Here is a 16,018-nt window from a genome sequence, read left to right as displayed (position 1 = left end):
CACCGTTTCCTGTGGGAGCTGAGCTTGCTCGGCTCCCACAGGGGATTTGCCGCGCCCACAAAGCCGGAGCCCGGCCCGTTCTAATGTGGGAGCGAGCCTGCTCCCGATGGCTGACTATCAGGCGACATAGCCAGTGAATGTGCCGGTGAATCAGGTCTTGGGCAACGGTGCAAACAACGCTTCGATATCGCTCTGCTCAAGCTTCCACCCACCCGTCGCGCCGCCATCCAGCAGGCTGCCCGCCAACGCAGCCTTGTCCTCCTGAAGCGCCTGTATCTTCTCTTCCACCGTGCCTCGGGCAATCAGCTTGTAGACGAACACTGGCTTGTTTTGACCGATCCGATAAGCCCGGTCGGTCGCCTGATTTTCCACCGCTGGGTTCCACCACGGATCGAAGTGAATCACCGTGTCGGCAGCCGTCAGATTGAGCCCCGTACCGCCGGCCTTGAGGCTGATTAGAAACAGCGACACCTTGCCACTCTGAAATTCCCTCACCGGGGTGCGGCGATCCGTGGTGGATCCGGTCAGTAAGGAATAGGTCAGGCTGTGCTTTTGCAGTTCCTCCTCGATCAGGGCCAGCATCGAGGTGAACTGGGAAAACAGCAGAATCTTGCGCCCTTCGCTGAGCAACTCTTCGAGCATCTCCATTAAACTGACCAACTTGCCGCTGCCGGAACGTAGCGCTTTGGCGGTCTGTACGGTATTGAGCAGCCGCAGGTCGCAGCAGACCTGGCGTAACTTGAGCAACGCATCGAGAATGATAATCTGGCTACGGGCCACTCCGCTTCGAGCGATTTCGTCGCGCACTTTCTTGTCCATGGCCACACGCACAGTTTCATAGACATCCCGCTGCCCGTCACTGAGGTCGACCCAATGGACGATTTCAGTCTTGGGTGGCAGCTCAGTAGCGACTTGTTCCTTTTTACGCCGCAGTAGAAACGGTTTTATTCGCGCCGTCAGATGGTGCATTCGCTCGCTGTTGCCATGTTTTTCGATCGGCGTCCGGTAGTCTCGGTTGAAGCTTTTGTTATCCCCCAACCAGCCGGGCAGGAGGAAATGAAACAGCGACCAGAGTTCGCCCAAGTGATTTTCCAGGGGCGTACCGGACAGGCACAAGCGCTGCCGGGCATTGAGTTCGCGAGCAGCCTGGGCGGCCTTGCTGGTGGGGCTCTTGATGTTCTGCGCTTCATCGAGAATCAGCACACTCCAGGCCTGGGGTTTCAGCACCTCCAAATCCCGCGGCAACAAGGCATAAGTCGTCAGAACCAGGTCGTACTGTGCAAGGCTGGCGAAATCTTTTTGCCGGGCTGCACCATGAAGCGCCACGACGTTGAGCTGCGGCGTGAAGCGTGCCGCTTCGTCGAGCCAGTTGGGAATCAGACTGGTGGGCATGACTGCAAGCGCCGGGACATCCAGGCGCCCGGCCTGCTTCTCACAAAGCAGGTGAGCCAGGGTCTGCAAGGTTTTACCCAAGCCCATGTCATCGCCCAGGATGCCGCCGACTTCCAGCTCGCGCAGGGTCTGCATCCAATTGAGCCCTTCCAGCTGATAAGGTCGCAGGGTGGCTTTGAGCCCCGCCGGCGCCGGGACATGAGCATGAGTCGACTCGTGTAATCGCTTGGCGAACGTACGCAACCGCTCCCCGCCTTGCCAGGTCAATGGCACGCTTTCAAGCACATTCAACCTGGCCGCATCAAAGGCATTCAACCGTATCGAGTCACCCCGGTGCTCCTTCATGTACAACTCACCAAGCGTTGCCATCAGCGGCTTGACCCGCCCATATGGTAACGCGACCTTCACACCAGGACCCGCCCCGAATTTTCCGCCGTTGAGATCGAGCAACATCAACTCTTCATCACCACGCCGATCAAGGTTGTCCGGATCCATCATCTCGGGGCTTGAGCGAAGCAGATGAAGCAAGATCGGCAGCAGGCTGTGCCGTTTCCCATCCACGACAATGCCCAGTTGTAAATCGAACCACTCTCGACCGGGAGACTCCTCGATGTCGGCGTACAACTGCTCCACCGGTTGCAGATCGAAATGAAAACCCGCTTCGATATCGATCTGCCAATTGGCGGCACGCAATCGCGGCAGGCCTTTGTCCATGAAGGCCAACCAGGCGTCGTCATCCGCCATTTGAAATAGCTCACCCCCGATGTCCGCCAGCGCAAGGCTCTTGCGACTTGTTTTCTTGAAACCTACCTTACGCAGAACAGTGCGAAAGGCCTGCTCGACATCCGGCTTACGCTCAATGCGCAAAATTTCGGTTCCGGACAGGATCGACAGTTCGGTGGATGCTTTGTCGTCCGCCACATGACCATCATAAATAAAGGTCAGTGCCGCGCGATGTTCTGGAACAGATTTCCAGTGCCGGAAGTTGATTGCACTTCCCAACGTCAACACCGCTCGCGGTTCAACACCTTCGATGATGCGCTCAGTCAGTTCTTTCGGCGGCGGGATAGGTCGGTCGACAGCGTTGATCCTATGGCTGAAAAGCACGACATCCCGAGCGGGTACCTCCGGCGCATGGCATAAATGGCACGCCAATTTGTCGTCCATTTCATAGGACAGCCGGCCAAGTTCCCTGCGCGATAAATCCAGATAATGAAGCGGCTCAAGCACCAGGAGGTTATCCAGTACCTGATCGCCACTGCGCCACCGAGACCGATAGTTGCCATTGGCCTGCTCAGCCCAGAAAAACTGCGCATTTTTTAGCGGACCTGCGCCCAATGGCTGCGGCGGGTCGAAATCCAGGAACAAGCGTGAGGAATGCAATGCCAGCGCCAGCACTTCGGCGCCGCTGCGACCTTGCAACGGAAAGCTGTTCTGGCTGTGATAATGCTGACTGCTGATAAGCGACTGGCCAATTTGCTTGTCGACGTCGGACATATAATTCGGAAAACGATTCAGCATGTCCGTCAGTTGGCCAAACGCTTTCAGATCCTTCAGGGAACCATCATCGAGCTGGCGCCCCTTGAAGAGTTCCAAAAGCCACTGCCCTAAGTGCGTCTTCTTGAGTTTGTAGAAGATCCGGACATCGGCGTCTTTTTTGCTCGGTAGCGAATCGGCGTCCCACTCGGGAATACACTTGATCCAGGTTTCAAGTTCAGAACTCAGGCGCTCGCTGGCGGAGCCGGCCTCCAGCGCTTGCGGATTCCACATCAAATGGAACATGACGGCAGCGCAGTGCTTGCAGCTGTCACCGACCGGGCACGAACATTCGTAACGAACGCCGTCGTAGCCCCGATAACGAGTGAGCGCGATCACCTGCTGATAAACATTATCGCCGCCACCCTCGCATTCGGCGTGAATCGATTGCTCATCTATCCGCAGTATCCGTACTCGCGCTCTCTCGGCGTAGTCGAACCCTCGCTCAAGGTAACGCTGATGGAAGCTTTCTCCCCAATCAGTCTCAAGAAGCGCCTCAATTGGCTGGGTCATGGGCACCGCCGATCATTACTCATGCCAGTCATGACAACTCCTTAATCAACCAACTGGGCAGCCCTCAGCGCGCCGTGCGCCGCCAGCCAGCGAGGGTCCTGACGGTATTCAGTGGAGGCGTAGGCCTGGCCGCGCATGCGGGCGATCCGCGCCGAAGGCTTGACCTTCAGGCGCTGGGCCGCGCTCAAGGCCAACTCCGCGGCAGCACGGTCGTTGCACACCAGGCCCATGTCACAACCCGCCGTCAAAGCCGCCTCGATACGGCTGGCAGCATCACCAACCACATGAGCACCGGCCATCGACAGATCATCACTGAAGATCACCCCATCGAATTGCAACTCGCCGCGCAGGATGTCCTGCAGCCAGCGGCGGGAAAACCCGGCTGGGTTGGCGTCGACCTGCGGGTAGATGACATGGGCCGGCATGACGGCGGCCAGTTGCTTGCTCAGCCTGGCAAACGGTACCAGGTCGTTGGCGCGAATCTGCTCCAGGCTACGCTCATCGTTCGGAATCGCCACGTGGGAATCGGCCTCGGCCCAGCCATGCCCCGGGAAATGCTTGCCGGTGGCGGCCATCCCGGCGGCGTTCATGCCGCGGATGAAGGCACCGGCCAACAACGCAGCGCGCTCGGGGTCGCCTTCGAAGGAACGGCTGCCGACGACGGCGCTGCGCTGGTAATCGAGGTCCAGCACCGGGGCAAAACTCAAGTCGAGGCCGACCGCCAACACCTCGGTGGCCATGATCCAGCCGCACTGCTCGGCCAGGTATTGCGCGTTCGGGTTGTCGGCTATCGCCCGCATCGCCGGCAACCGCACAAAACCCTGGCGCAGCCGCTGGACGCGGCCACCTTCCTGATCCACCGCCAATAAAAGATCGGGGCGGATAGCGCGGATCGACGCGCTCAGCTCGCGCACCTGACGTGGATGCTCGATATTGCGCGCAAAAATGATCAGACCGCCTACCTCGGGCTGGCGCAACAGGTGGCGATCTTCGGCCGTCAGCCAGGTACCGGCGACGTCCACCATCAACGAGCCTTGCAGGCCAGCAGTCATAGCATTTCCTTAATAACGATGAACCCGCGCGGTAACACAGGCACGACCACACCGCTGGGACCAAGGCCCGGCAGGTCGCGGTCATGCAATGAAAAATGGAACGGGTTCGAAACGAGAGTCGGCATGGGCGGCTAGCTTAGCGGATGTCGGCAGCCGCGCCCACCCGTGCGCTTACGCCTTGGCCAGCGCCGGTGTCGATTTACTGCGCGGACGCAATTGCGCGGCTGCCATGGCTTCATCGGTGACACCACTTTCGGCACGCATGCCGGCTGCCAGGAACGGCACCATCAGGCGCATCACCTGCTCGATCGAGGTGTTCACGCCAAAATCGGTTTCAGCGATGGCGCGCAACGCCTTGATACCGGACATGCTGAACGCCGCGGCGCCGAGCATGAAGTGCACCCGCCAGAACAACTCGATGGGCGGAATGCGCGGTGCGGCCTCGTTGACCAGCAGCATGTAGCGCCGGAAAACCTTGCCGTACATGTCTTCCAGGTAACGTCGCAGGTGGCCCTGGCTCTGACTGAAGGCAAGGCCCAGCAGGCGCATGAAAATGGAAAGGTCGTTACCGCTGCGCGGTTGCACGACAAGGGCTTGCTCGACCAGGATTTCCAGGAGCTCTTCCAGGGTCGGCTTGACGTCAGGCTTGGCCTGCCGACGCTCCAGCTCGCGATCGAGGCTGAGGCAGAAAGGCCCGAGGAACCGCGAGAATACCGCCTGGATCAGGGCCTTTTTCGAGCCGAAATGATAGTTCACCGCCGCCAGGTTCACCCCGGCCTTGCTGGTGATCAGACGCAACGAGGTTTCAGCGAAACCTTTTTCCGCGAACAACTGCTCGGCAGCATCGAGAATGCGTTCAACGGTTTCCGACTGGGCCATGGTTACTCCGCCTGACAAACACTTGTTTGAAACATACGTTTCAGCCTAGGGGTTGTCAAGCCTGCCGGGGCGTTTTGCGAATGCCCGGTCACGTATTTAACCACACCTTTTCACGGGTGGTAGCCATGTCGCATCCAACAACCCGACCGACCGTCCAGCGGCCTGTGGAAAAAGGAGGATTGCCAAGCGGTGTTCACTGTATATAATCCCAGTCACTGTATAAAAAGACAGAGCGATCAATATGCTAAAGCTGACGCCACGCCAAGCAGAGATTCTGGCCTTCATCAAACGCTGCCTCGAAGACAACGGCTACCCGCCAACCCGTGCGGAAATCGCCCAGGAACTAGGGTTCAAGTCGCCCAACGCGGCTGAAGAACACCTCAAGGCGCTGGCGCGCAAGGGTGCGATCGAAATGACCCCGGGCGCATCCCGTGGCATTCGCATCCCCGGCTTCGAAGCCAAGGCCGACGAAACCACCCTGCCGATCATCGGCCGGGTCGCGGCAGGCGCACCGATCCTCGCCCAGCAGCATGTCGAGGAGTCCTGCAACATCAATCCTTCGTTCTTCCATCCTCGGGCCGATTACCTGCTTCGTGTACACGGCATGAGCATGAAGGACATCGGCATCTTCGACGGTGACCTCCTGGCAGTTCACACCACCCGCGAAGCCCGCAATGGTCAGATCGTGGTGGCGCGAATCGGCGACGAGGTAACCGTCAAGCGCTTCAAGCGCGACGGCAGCAAAGTCTGGCTCATCGCTGAGAACCCGGAGTTCGCGCCCATCGAAGTGAATCTGAAAGATCAGGACCTGGTCATCGAAGGCTTGAGCGTCGGCGTCATTCGCCGCTAAAGGAGGCTTTATGCAGTTCCCTCACACACCACAACACACACAACTTCCGCTGTTCGAGGCATTCATGGCCCAACCGCTGGCTCCAGTCCTGAAAGAGGTCATCGAGTCGCCCTGGGGCGTCGAGCCTGAGGCTTTCAGCGAACTGTCGTTACGTGGTGCAGCCGGAAACTGCCTGAACCTGCTGGCGCCGATTCTGCGGGAACTCAGCCAGGACCAGGATGCTCGCTGGCTGACGCTGATCGCACCACCGGCCAGCGTCACCCAGGCCTGGCTGCGAGATGCCGGCCTGAACCGCGAACGCATCCTGTTGCTGCAACCGCGGGGTACCCAAAGCGCCCAACAGTTGACCTGCGAAGCCTTGCGCCTGGGCCGTAGCCACACCGTGGTCAGTTGGCTCAACCTGTTAACCGCGACCGCACGGCAACAGTTGATCAGCGCCGCCCGTATCGGGGACGCACAAAGTCTCAATATTCGATTGGGCTAAGACAAACGCGGGGCTTCTCCAAGGAAGAGAAGCCGACCAGCCACACCGTCAAAAAAGCCGACGGACGGGATCAATGAAGAACCCGCGGCCCCTCTTCCTTATTGAATTCGCCTTCAACCAGGCGACCTGCCATCTGGACGCCCACGCTCAGCATCGCCTTGGCGACTTCAACGTGTTGGCCCTGGAGGAATACCTTGGCGTCTTCGGAGAAGTTCAGGGTAACCAGAGACCCCTCGTCCTCAGCCCTGCGCAGCTCGATGCGGCCATCAGGAAGTTCGACAATTTCTAGAAAGGACGTTGGCATAAAAGTCTGTTCTCCACGAAAGTCGAGGATTATATAGTCATCGGCCAGGCTCCGCTCGGGATCTTGACCAAGCGTTATCATCGAAGGTAACGGGCCGAGGGGAAACTCAGCACTCGTTCAACCCTTCACGAAAGCGTATCGCCAGGCTCTTGAGGTTCTGGCGCCAGCTCTCCAGCTCCTCCCGGCTCAACTCCTGCTCAGGTTCTTGCTCGTCCAGATTGACCGCCACGATCAACGGCTGGGTCACGTCCCCCTTGGGCTTGCGTGGGGCCCGCGGCGGCTCGAACAGCGCCGCATGGGCCGTCAATAGCTTCGCCAGCCAGGTTTCCGGGTTATGCGCCAGCTCGACCATTTCGGCCAATTCCGGGATAGCAATGGTTTCCAGCACTTCGCGGGTCAACAACAGCTCGGCCCGTGGCGCATTCGCTTGTGGCAGGCGATAGAAACCGGCAATTTCATGGCACAACCCCAATAACGCACCGTACAGGTGAAACAACGCGGATTCGCGTCCTGCCTGGAGCAATGCCGGGGAATTCATCGCACGCCCATCCTCGGCCCTGGTGAGCGCCTCGAGCGACAGACCGGCGAAATAGATTTTCTGATTGGTGCGGGTATAGAGTTCGTGGGCCATGGCGGCATCTCCCCAACGAAATGAAAGCGTCACGCAAGTGCGACAGTGTCATGGATCAACCGAGGCCACTGCAAGCCAAAAACAAAAAGGCCGCATGAAAACCTATGGGTTGTCATGCGGCCTTTTGCTCACTTGAGACTTATTGGGGCAGCTACGCCCGAAACGTCGGACCGGTCCAGCGGGCGCAAGCCCCCTCGTCACACGTGAGTGCTGCCATCAGCTCTTGTCTTGCACCGCCCACTTACCACCGTCGTAGTACGCTTTCCAGCCAGTCGGCTTACCCTCGACTTCGGTTTGCACGTACTGCTCCTTGGTCTTGCGGCTGTAGCGAATGACCGCCGGGCGCCCTTCCGGATCCTTCTGCGGCGCTGCACAGAGGAAATGGTACTTCGGATCGATCTCGTCCTTGTGCGGCACGATTTCCATCACCAACGGTGCGCGGGTCTCGCGGTTTTTCGGGAACTGGCTGGCCGCCAGGAACAGGCCGGAGGCGCCGTCGCGCAGGATGTAGGTGTCGTTGACCTTCTCGCACTTGAGCTCAGGCATCTTCACCGGATCCATCTTCGGCGGCGCCGCGTCACCACTCTTGAGCAGTTTGCGGGTGTTTTTGCAGGTCGGGTTGGTGCAACCGAAGAACTTGCCGAAACGGCCGGTCTTGAGCTGCATCTCACTGCCACACTTGTCGCATTCCAGGCTCGGACCTTCGTAGCCCTTGATGCGATAAGTGCCCTCTTCGATCTCGTAGCCAGCACAGTCCGGGTTGTTGCCGCAGATGTGCAGCTTACGCTTTTCATCCAGCAGGTAGGCGTCCATCGCCGTGCTGCAGATCGGGCAGCGATGCTTGCCGCGCAGCACCAGGGATTCCGATTCCCCCTCGTCGTCCGCAGCGATTTCGTCGCCCGGCACCAGGTTGACTGTCGCCTTACAGCGCTCCTTGGGTGGCAGGCTGTAGCCCGAGCAACCCAGGAATACACCGGTCGAGGCGGTACGGATTTGCATCGGACGCCCGCAGGTCAGGCACGGGATATCGGTCATGACCGGCTGATTGGCGCGCATGCCACTGTCAGGGCTTTCGGCCACTTCGAGCTTTTTCTTGAAGTCGCCGTAGAACTCGTCGAGAACGTTTTTCCAGTCGCGCTCGCCCTGGGCCACATCGTCGAGGTTCTCTTCCATACCGGCGGTGAAGCCGTAGTCCATCAGGTTCGAGAAGCTCTCGGACAAACGCTCGGTAACGATGTCACCCATCTTTTCCGAATAGAAACGACGGTTGTGCAGCGCCACATAGCCGCGGTCCTGGATGGTGGAGATGATGGCTGCGTAGGTCGAAGGACGACCGATGCCGCGCTTTTCCATTTCCTTGACCAGGCTGGCTTCGGAGTAACGAGCCGGTGGCTTGGTGAAATGCTGAGTCGGATCAAGCTTGATCAGCTTCATCACGTCGCCCTGGGCCATGTCCGGCAGGACGTCGTCATCCCCAGGCTTGGTGATTTGCGGCATGACGCGGGTGTAGCCGTCGAACTTCAGGATGCGACCCTTGGCACGCAGTTCGAAGTCGCCAGCACCGACGCTGACCGTAGTCGACAGGTATTGCGCCGGCAGCATCTGACAGGCCAGGAACTGGCGCCAGATCAGCTCGTAGAGACGCTCGGCATCACGCTCCATGCCCGACAGCTTGCTTGGCTCGGTATTGGCGTCGGACGGACGAATCGCTTCGTGAGCCTCCTGCGCGCCTTCCTTGCTGCTGTAGACGTTCGGCGTGTCCGGCAGGTATTTCTTGCCGAACTCGCTTTCTATATATGTGCGCGCCATCGCCACGGCATCGACCGAAAGATTGGTCGAGTCAGTACGCATATAGGTGATGTAACCAGCTTCGTAAAGACGCTGGGCCATCATCATGGTTTTCTTCACGCCAAAACCCAGGCGATTGCTCGCGGCCTGTTGCAGCGTGGAGGTGATGAACGGCGCCGACGGCTTGCTGCTGGTCGGTTTGTCTTCGCGCTTGACGATGCTGTAGCTGGAAGCCTTGAGCTTCTCCAGCGCCACCATGGCCTGGGCTTCGTTGAGCGGCTTGAAGGCCTCGCCCTTCTCCCGGGCCACGTCGAAGCGTACGGTGGCGCCCTTGGCGGTGCCGAGGTCGGCGTGGACTTCCCAGTACTCTTCAGGGATGAACGCACGGATCTCACGCTCGCGCTCCACCACCAGCTTTACCGCGACCGACTGCACACGACCGGCCGACAGACCACGGGCGATCTTGGCCCACAGCAGGGGCGAGACCATGTAACCCACCACGCGGTCGAGGAAGCGACGCGCCTGTTGAGCATTGACCCGATCGATATCCAGCTCGCCCGGCTGGGAGAAGGCTTCCTGGATGGCCTTCTTGGTAATTTCGTTGAACACCACGCGCTTGTAGCGGCTGTCATCCCCACCAATGGCTTCGCGCAGGTGCCAGGCAATGGCTTCCCCTTCGCGGTCCAAGTCCGTCGCGAGATAGATGGTGTCGGCATCCTTGGCGAGCCGGCGCAGCTCTTCGATGACCTTTTCCTTGCCCGGAAGGATCTCGTACTTGGCTTTCCAGCCGTGTTCCGGATCGACCCCCATGCGTGAGACCAGCTGCTTGCGCGCCTTGTCTTTCGGCGACAGCGCCGGCACTTCACCGGCGGCAGCCTTGCCGCGCTTGGCGGCTGGCTCCTTGTTGGCGCTAGCCGAACCGCTGGTGGGCAGGTCTCGGATATGGCCGATACTCGACTTCACCACGTATTGGTTGCCCAGATACTTGTTGATGGTCTTGGCCTTAGCCGGGGATTCCACAATGACCAGCGATTTGCCCATGGATCAGAAAATTCCTGAATTCTAAAAAGTGAAAGGCGGTTGGCGCCTGACGCGGCACCGCTATATATAGTGGCTGCAAGGTGAGGTCAAGCGCAGGGTTGCCCGCATGCCGGCCTCAAGGCTTGGGAAAAATGCTTTCCTCGGCCTGCACCAAAGCAAAGCGTGGCACCTGTTCCCCGTCAACCTCGACGGACTCTTCGAACATGCTCAAGGGGCGCACCCAAAAGCCGTAATCGCCATACAGGGCTTGATAGAAGACCACTTCTTCCTCGGTCTCGGAATGCCGCGCGATGCTGAATACACGGTACTGCGGACCTTTGTAATGCTGGTAGAGCCCAGGTTGTATCGGCATGCTCGGCACTCACTCAAATTTTTTCAAAATAAAAACAAAATCTTTTTTTTACTAAACCCGAAAAAACAAAAACCGGGGCACTTGGCCCCGGCTTCCATCGACGCAACGCTTAGACGCGTTCGAAGACAGTGGCAATGCCCTGGCCGAGACCAATACACATGGTGGACACACCAAAGGTGCCGCCATTCTGCTTCATGACGTTGAGCAGCGTGCCGGAGATGCGTGCACCGGAGCAACCGAATGGGTGACCCAGGGCGATCGCGCCGCCGTGCAGGTTAACCTTCTCGTTCATCTTGTCGAGCACTTTCAAATCTTTCAGCACTGGCAGGGCCTGCGCGGCGAAAGCTTCGTTGAGTTCGAAGAAGTCGATATCGGCAATACCCAAGCCTGCACGCTTCAAGGCTTTCTGCGTGGCCGGTACTGGACCATAGCCCATGATCGCGGGGTCCACACCCGCCACGGCCATCGAACGAATCACCGCCATCGGCTGGATACCCAGGTCCTGGGCACGTTGGGCCGACATCACGATCATGCACGAGGCACCGTCGGTGATCTGCGACGAGGTACCAGCTGTCACGGTGCCACCCTTCGGATTGAATGCCGGCTTGAGGGCCGCCAGGCTTTCCAGGGTGGTTTCCGGACGAATGGTTTCGTCGTAGTCGAACAGCTTCAGGAAGCCGTTCTCGTCGTAGCCCTGCATCGGGATGATCTCATCCTTGAACTTGCCTTCCACGGTCGCCTTGTGGGCGAGCTGGTGGGAGCGCACGCCAAAAGCGTCCTGCTGTTCGCGGGTGATGCCGTGCATTTTGCCAAGCATTTCCGCAGTCAGGCCCATCATGCCCGAGGCTTTTGCCGCGTACAGCGACATATGCGGGTTCGGATCGACGCCATGCATCATGCTCACGTGGCCCATGTGCTCGACACCACCGACAACGAACACGTCACCGTTGCCGGTCATGATCGCCTGGGCGGCGGTGTGTAGTGCGCTCATGGACGAACCGCACAGGCGACTGACGGTCTGTCCCGCCGCCGTGTGAGGAATCTGGGTCATCAGCGAGGCCATGCGGGCAATGTTCCAGCCCTGCTCCAGGGTCTGGTTCACACAGCCCCAGATCACGTCTTCGACTTCGTTGGGGTCAACCTTGACGTTGCGCTCCAGCAGCTTCCTGATCAGGTGCGCCGACATGTCTTCGGCGCGGGTGTTGCGGTGCATGCCGCCCTTGGAGCGGCCCATCGGCGTACGACCGAAGTCGACAATCACGACGTCTCTAGGATTCAAGCTCATAAATGTTCTCTCGCTCTAGTCGTTGGGCGCTTAACCGAAGAAGCACTGGCCGTTCTTGGCCATTTCACGCAGCTTCGCGGTCGGGCGGTACAGCGCGCCCAAATCAGCGTACTGGTCAGCCAGGGCAACGAACTCGGCCACACCGATCGAATCGATGTAACGCAGCGCACCGCCACGGAATGGAGGAAAACCGATACCGTAGACCAGACCCATGTCGGCTTCGGCGGCGGTTTCGACGATGCCATCTTCCAGGCAACGCACGGTTTCGAGGCACAGCGGGATCATCATCCAATTGATGATGTCCTCGTCGGTGACTTCGCGCTGCTCGTAGACGATCGGCTTGAGCACTTCCAGCACCGACGAGTCGACGACTTTCTTCTGCTTACCGCGCTTGTCGGTCTCATAGCCGTAGAAGCCCTTGCCGTTCTTCTGGCCCAGGCGTTTGGCTTCGTAGAGCACGTCGACAGCCGAACGGCGGTCGTCCTTCATGCGGTCCGGGAAGCCTTCAGCCATGACGTCGCGACCGTGGTGGCCGGTGTCGATGCCGACCACGTCCATCAGGTACGCCGGGCCCATTGGCCAGCCGAATTTTTCCATGATCTTGTCGATGCGCACGAAGTCGACACCGGCGCTGACCAGCTTGGCGAAACCGCCGAAGTACGGGAACAGTACGCGGTTGACCAAAAAGCCCGGGCAGTCGTTGACGACGATCGGGTTCTTACCCATTTTCTTGGCGTAGGCCACGGTGGTGGCAACGGCATGTTCGCTGGACTTCTCGCCGCGGATCACTTCCACCAGCGGCATCATGTGCACCGGGTTGAAGAAGTGCATGCCGACGAAGTTCTCCGGACGCTTGAGAGCCTTGGCCAGCAGCGAAATGGAGATGGTCGAGGTATTCGAGGCCAGGATGGTGTCCTCTTTGACCTTGTCTTCGACTTCAGCCAGTACCGCCTGCTTGACCTTCGGGTTCTCGACAACGGCTTCAACCACCAGATCGACATGGCCGAAATCACCGTAGGACAGCGTCGGACGAATGCCGTTGAGCACTTCAGCCATCTTCGCAGCGGTCATGCGACCTTTGTCGACACGGCCGACCAGCAACTTGGCGGCTTCGGCCAGGCCTTGCTCGATCCCGTGCTCGTTGATGTCCTTCATCAGGATCGGCGTGCCTTTGGACGCCGACTGGTAGGCGATACCGCCGCCCATGATGCCGGCGCCGAGTACGGCAGCCTGCTTCACGTCACTGGCGATTTCGTCGTAGGTCTTGGCCTTTTTCTTCAGTTCCTGGTCATTGAGGAACAGACCGATCAGGCTTTGCGCAGCCGAGGTCTTGGCCAGCTTGACGAAGCCGGCGGCCTCGACTTCCAGGGCCTTGTCGCGACCGAAGTTCGCGGCTTTCTGGATGGTCTTGATCGCTTCGACCGGCGCCGGGTAGTTCGGGCCTGCCTGACCGGCCACGAAACCCTTGGCGGTTTCGAAGGCCATCATTTGTTCAATGGCGTTGAGCTTGAGCTTTTCCAGCTTCGGCTGACGCTTGGCCTTGTAGTCGAATTCGCCGCTGATGGCGCGCTTGATGGTTTCAAGGGCCGCCTCCTGGAGCTTGCCAAGTTCGACCACAGCATCCACGGCACCGACTTTCAGCGCGTCTTCGGCACGGTTTTCCTTGCCTGCGGCAATCCACTCGATAGCGTTGTCGGCACCGATCAGACGCGGTAGGCGCACGGTGCCGCCGAAGCCTGGGTAGATGCCCAGCTTGACTTCCGGCAGGCCGATCCTGGCCGTGGCGGACATGACGCGGTAATCCGCTGCCAGGCACATTTCCAGACCGCCACCCAGGGCGATGCCGTTGATGGCCGCGACGGTCGGTACGTTGAGGTCTTCGAAGTCGCTGAAAATACGATTGGCTTCGAGGTTGCCAGCGATCAGTTCGGCATCGGACAGCTTGAAGTTGTCGACGAATTCGGTGATGTCGGCGCCGACGATGAACACGTCCTTGCCGCTGCTGACGATCACACCCTTGATCGAAGCATCTGCCTTGATAGTGTCCACGGCCTGACGCAATTCATTCAGGGTTAGACGGTTGAACTTGTTGACGGACTCACCCTTGAGGTCGAATTTCAATTCGACGATGCCACTTTCAAGAGCCTTAACCGTGATGGCTTTACCTTCGTAAATCATCAACTGATCTCCACGATATGGAAGCTGAACAGTACACGTTGAACGCTGACCACTGATTCGGCATTGACGTTACCGTCGATGCTACGCCAATCCGCCAGGCACACCCGTCAACGCGATAGTCGGGGTCTGTAGGAGCATTCTGAAAATACAAACGCTCAATTCATACGCCCGTTTGATTTGGGTACGTCACCTTCACGGAATTTCCGACAATTGTCAATCGCCCTAAACACAGGCGTGAACGCGACTTCACGGTCATATTCCGTATCGCACGGGTCCACAACACGGCGCCGCATGAGCCGCTATTCATAGGATCAATAATTAGAAAAATCGCCCTAATTCCAGACAGGCCGGATCCAGCCGTCTACGCTGTCGGGAGCGCGATTGAACATTTGGGAGTGAAGGGCGTTACGAACGCACGCCCTGGTACGCGTTTGATTACCGGCCTGCCTGGCCAACCCGCCCGATGAGACTGTCGGGCTTTTTTATGCTGGCAGGAGCTGCCGAAGGCTGCGATTTTTTGATCTTTCGCTTGAGACTCAATGGCCCGGGTAAAAATCGCAGCCTCGCTCAGCTCGACGGCTCCTACGCAGCTAAATCCGCTCAGGCCAGCGCTTTGAGCACCGCGCAAATATCCTGCAAAACAGTGGCTTCGCCCTTCTCGCCCCAGTACAAGGCGATCATTTGCCGGTCAGCTTCGACTTTGTAGACGTTGGCCGGCAATTTTTCGAAATGATTGACCAGCACCTCGTCCTGGCAGACTTCCCGCCACTGGTTGACCCAGACGCCTGGCGCAGTCTGCCAATAGCTCCAGACCGCCGGCTCCTTGCCCCGCCGGGGCCGGTGGTACTGGGCGCAGGGGTTTGGCGGCTGCTGACCGAGCCAGTGCGGCCACTCCTGCGGCGCCAGCTGCATGGCCAGGCCCAGGCGTCGCGCCTCCATGCGCAGGGTCATGCGAGCGCTCTGAACACGGGACGGTCGCAACCATGCCAACGGACTTAACACCACCAACAGGATTGACACCACTATCCAGACCGTCATATTCGTACTCCCGAGTTCTGATGAGCCCATTGAGCCACGTCGCCATCAATGCGCTTGAAACCAGCCATACTTACCGTATTGCAATTCTCTGGAGTGTTTCCCATGTACTACGAACATGTTCTGGTCGCCGTCGACCTCACCGAAGAATGCGATCCGGTCGTCAAGCGCGCCCTCGCCCTTTGCGAAGGCCGGGACACCAAGCTGTCGCTGGTACACATCGTCGAACCGATGGCCATGGCCTTCGGCGGCGACGTGCCCATGGACCTTTCCCAGTTGCAACAACAGCAATTCGACCAGGCCAAAGAACGCCTTGACCGACTGATCGTGAAATACCCTACCCTGAAAAAGGAGTTCAGCCACCTGACCTACGGCCAGCCGCGCCAGGAGATCCATCACCTGGCCAAGGAACAGGGTTGCGACCTGATTGTGGTCGGCAGCCATGGTCGCCACGGCCTGGCGCTGTTGCTGGGCTCGACTGCCAATGACGTGCTGCATGGCGCACCCTGCGACGTGCTGGCAGTACATCTGATCAAGCGCACGTAACCCTGTGTAGGAGCGGGCTAGCTCGCGAAAACGTCATAACAGTCAATATCGAAGTCGACTGATACACCGCTTTCGCGAGCAAGCCTGCCCCCACAGCAATAGTGTTTCAAATAGAAATCCCGGTGCTCACCACGCAACACCGGGATTTTTTT

At 59.0% G+C, this 16,018-nt stretch carries 13 protein-coding genes; 3 read left to right on the top strand and 10 right to left on the bottom strand.

Annotated elements, in window-relative coordinates:
- Nucleotides 1-150 precede the first annotated feature (150 nt).
- From AACY31_RS11335 to AACY31_RS11325, 3 genes are all read right to left on the bottom strand, one after another.
- Entirely contained in the window at nt 151-3,441 is a 3,291-nt protein-coding gene (locus AACY31_RS11335; protein WP_339476863.1) for a DEAD/DEAH box helicase, read from the bottom strand.
- 41 nt (nt 3,442-3,482) lie between these two features.
- Nucleotides 3,483-4,493, bottom strand: coding sequence for a beta-N-acetylhexosaminidase (gene nagZ, locus AACY31_RS11330; protein ID WP_339476861.1), 1,011 nt, complete (start codon nt 4,491-4,493; stop codon nt 3,483-3,485).
- 171 nt (nt 4,494-4,664) lie between these two features.
- Complete coding sequence (locus tag AACY31_RS11325) at nt 4,665-5,372, bottom strand: TetR/AcrR family transcriptional regulator (protein WP_013692622.1); 708 nt, start codon at nt 5,370-5,372, stop codon at nt 4,665-4,667.
- Nucleotides 5,373-5,613: 241 nt separating this feature from the next.
- Here AACY31_RS11325 and lexA point away from each other — a divergent pair, with 241 nt between their 5' ends.
- Together lexA and sulA are read left to right on the top strand one after the other, a co-directional pair.
- The gene (gene lexA / locus AACY31_RS11320) at nt 5,614-6,222 is read left to right on the top strand and encodes a transcriptional repressor LexA (RefSeq protein ID WP_003199651.1); all 609 of its coding nucleotides are present in this window, start codon (nt 5,614-5,616) and stop codon (nt 6,220-6,222) included.
- A gap of 10 nt (nt 6,223-6,232) precedes the next feature.
- Nucleotides 6,233-6,706, top strand: a complete 474-nt coding sequence (sulA, locus tag AACY31_RS11315; protein ID WP_339476857.1) for an SOS-induced cell division inhibitor SulA — start codon at nt 6,233-6,235, stop codon at nt 6,704-6,706.
- Nucleotides 6,707-6,776: 70 nt separating this feature from the next.
- Here the strand turns inward: sulA and AACY31_RS11310 are convergent, their stop codons facing one another.
- The 7 genes from AACY31_RS11310 to AACY31_RS11280 form a co-directional block, all read right to left on the bottom strand.
- On the bottom strand, nt 6,777-7,010 hold the full coding sequence (locus tag AACY31_RS11310; RefSeq protein WP_003183419.1) for a hypothetical protein: 234 nt from the start codon (nt 7,008-7,010) through the stop codon (nt 6,777-6,779).
- A 106-nt stretch (nt 7,011-7,116) separates the two neighbouring features.
- A complete protein-coding gene (locus AACY31_RS11305; RefSeq protein ID WP_339476855.1) occupies nt 7,117-7,641 on the bottom strand; it encodes a DUF6586 family protein in 525 nt (174 codons plus the stop codon).
- Between the two features lie 216 nt (nt 7,642-7,857).
- A complete protein-coding gene (gene topA, locus AACY31_RS11300) occupies nt 7,858-10,470 on the bottom strand; it encodes a type I DNA topoisomerase (protein WP_339476854.1) in 2,613 nt (870 codons plus the stop codon).
- Nucleotides 10,471-10,585: 115 nt separating this feature from the next.
- Nucleotides 10,586-10,822 (bottom strand): DUF1653 domain-containing protein, encoded by a 237-nt coding sequence (locus AACY31_RS11295; protein WP_339476853.1) that lies wholly within the window; start codon nt 10,820-10,822, stop codon nt 10,586-10,588.
- A 109-nt stretch (nt 10,823-10,931) separates the two neighbouring features.
- A complete protein-coding gene (gene fadA, locus AACY31_RS11290; RefSeq protein WP_018604861.1) occupies nt 10,932-12,107 on the bottom strand; it encodes an acetyl-CoA C-acyltransferase FadA in 1,176 nt (391 codons plus the stop codon).
- 30 nt (nt 12,108-12,137) lie between these two features.
- Complete coding sequence (gene fadB / locus AACY31_RS11285; RefSeq protein WP_339476851.1) at nt 12,138-14,285, bottom strand: fatty acid oxidation complex subunit alpha FadB; 2,148 nt, start codon at nt 14,283-14,285, stop codon at nt 12,138-12,140.
- A 600-nt stretch (nt 14,286-14,885) separates the two neighbouring features.
- On the bottom strand, nt 14,886-15,323 hold the full coding sequence (locus AACY31_RS11280; RefSeq protein ID WP_339476850.1) for a hypothetical protein: 438 nt from the start codon (nt 15,321-15,323) through the stop codon (nt 14,886-14,888).
- Nucleotides 15,324-15,425: 102 nt separating this feature from the next.
- Between AACY31_RS11280 and AACY31_RS11275 the strand changes: the two genes are divergently transcribed.
- The gene (locus tag AACY31_RS11275; RefSeq protein ID WP_339476848.1) at nt 15,426-15,866 is read left to right on the top strand and encodes a universal stress protein; all 441 of its coding nucleotides are present in this window, start codon (nt 15,426-15,428) and stop codon (nt 15,864-15,866) included.
- Nucleotides 15,867-16,018: the final 152 nt, after the last annotated feature.

This window comes from Pseudomonas sp. RL_105y_Pfl2_101, assembly GCF_963970585.1.
GTDB lineage: Bacteria > Pseudomonadota > Gammaproteobacteria > Pseudomonadales > Pseudomonadaceae > Aquipseudomonas.
The sequence above is the reverse complement of the archived record's forward strand: the minus strand, read 5'-3'. Positions and strand labels throughout refer to the sequence as shown.

Coding starts and splice junctions, on each gene's coding strand:
- AACY31_RS11335 (WP_339476863.1), bottom strand. CDS start 3,441: ATGACCCAGCCAATTGAGGCGCTTCTTGAGACTGATTGGGGAGAAAGC.
- nagZ (WP_339476861.1), bottom strand. CDS start 4,493: ATGACTGCTGGCCTGCAAGGCTCGTTGATGGTGGACGTCGCCGGTACC.
- AACY31_RS11325 (WP_013692622.1), bottom strand. CDS start 5,372: ATGGCCCAGTCGGAAACCGTTGAACGCATTCTCGATGCTGCCGAGCAG.
- lexA (WP_003199651.1), top strand. CDS start 5,614: ATGCTAAAGCTGACGCCACGCCAAGCAGAGATTCTGGCCTTCATCAAA.
- sulA (WP_339476857.1), top strand. CDS start 6,233: ATGCAGTTCCCTCACACACCACAACACACACAACTTCCGCTGTTCGAG.
- AACY31_RS11310 (WP_003183419.1), bottom strand. CDS start 7,010: ATGCCAACGTCCTTTCTAGAAATTGTCGAACTTCCTGATGGCCGCATC.
- AACY31_RS11305 (WP_339476855.1), bottom strand. CDS start 7,641: ATGGCCCACGAACTCTATACCCGCACCAATCAGAAAATCTATTTCGCC.
- topA (WP_339476854.1), bottom strand. CDS start 10,470: ATGGGCAAATCGCTGGTCATTGTGGAATCCCCGGCTAAGGCCAAGACC.
- AACY31_RS11295 (WP_339476853.1), bottom strand. CDS start 10,822: ATGCCGATACAACCTGGGCTCTACCAGCATTACAAAGGTCCGCAGTAC.
- fadA (WP_018604861.1), bottom strand. CDS start 12,107: ATGAGCTTGAATCCTAGAGACGTCGTGATTGTCGACTTCGGTCGTACG.
- fadB (WP_339476851.1), bottom strand. CDS start 14,285: ATGATTTACGAAGGTAAAGCCATCACGGTTAAGGCTCTTGAAAGTGGC.
- AACY31_RS11280 (WP_339476850.1), bottom strand. CDS start 15,323: ATGACGGTCTGGATAGTGGTGTCAATCCTGTTGGTGGTGTTAAGTCCG.
- AACY31_RS11275 (WP_339476848.1), top strand. CDS start 15,426: ATGTACTACGAACATGTTCTGGTCGCCGTCGACCTCACCGAAGAATGC.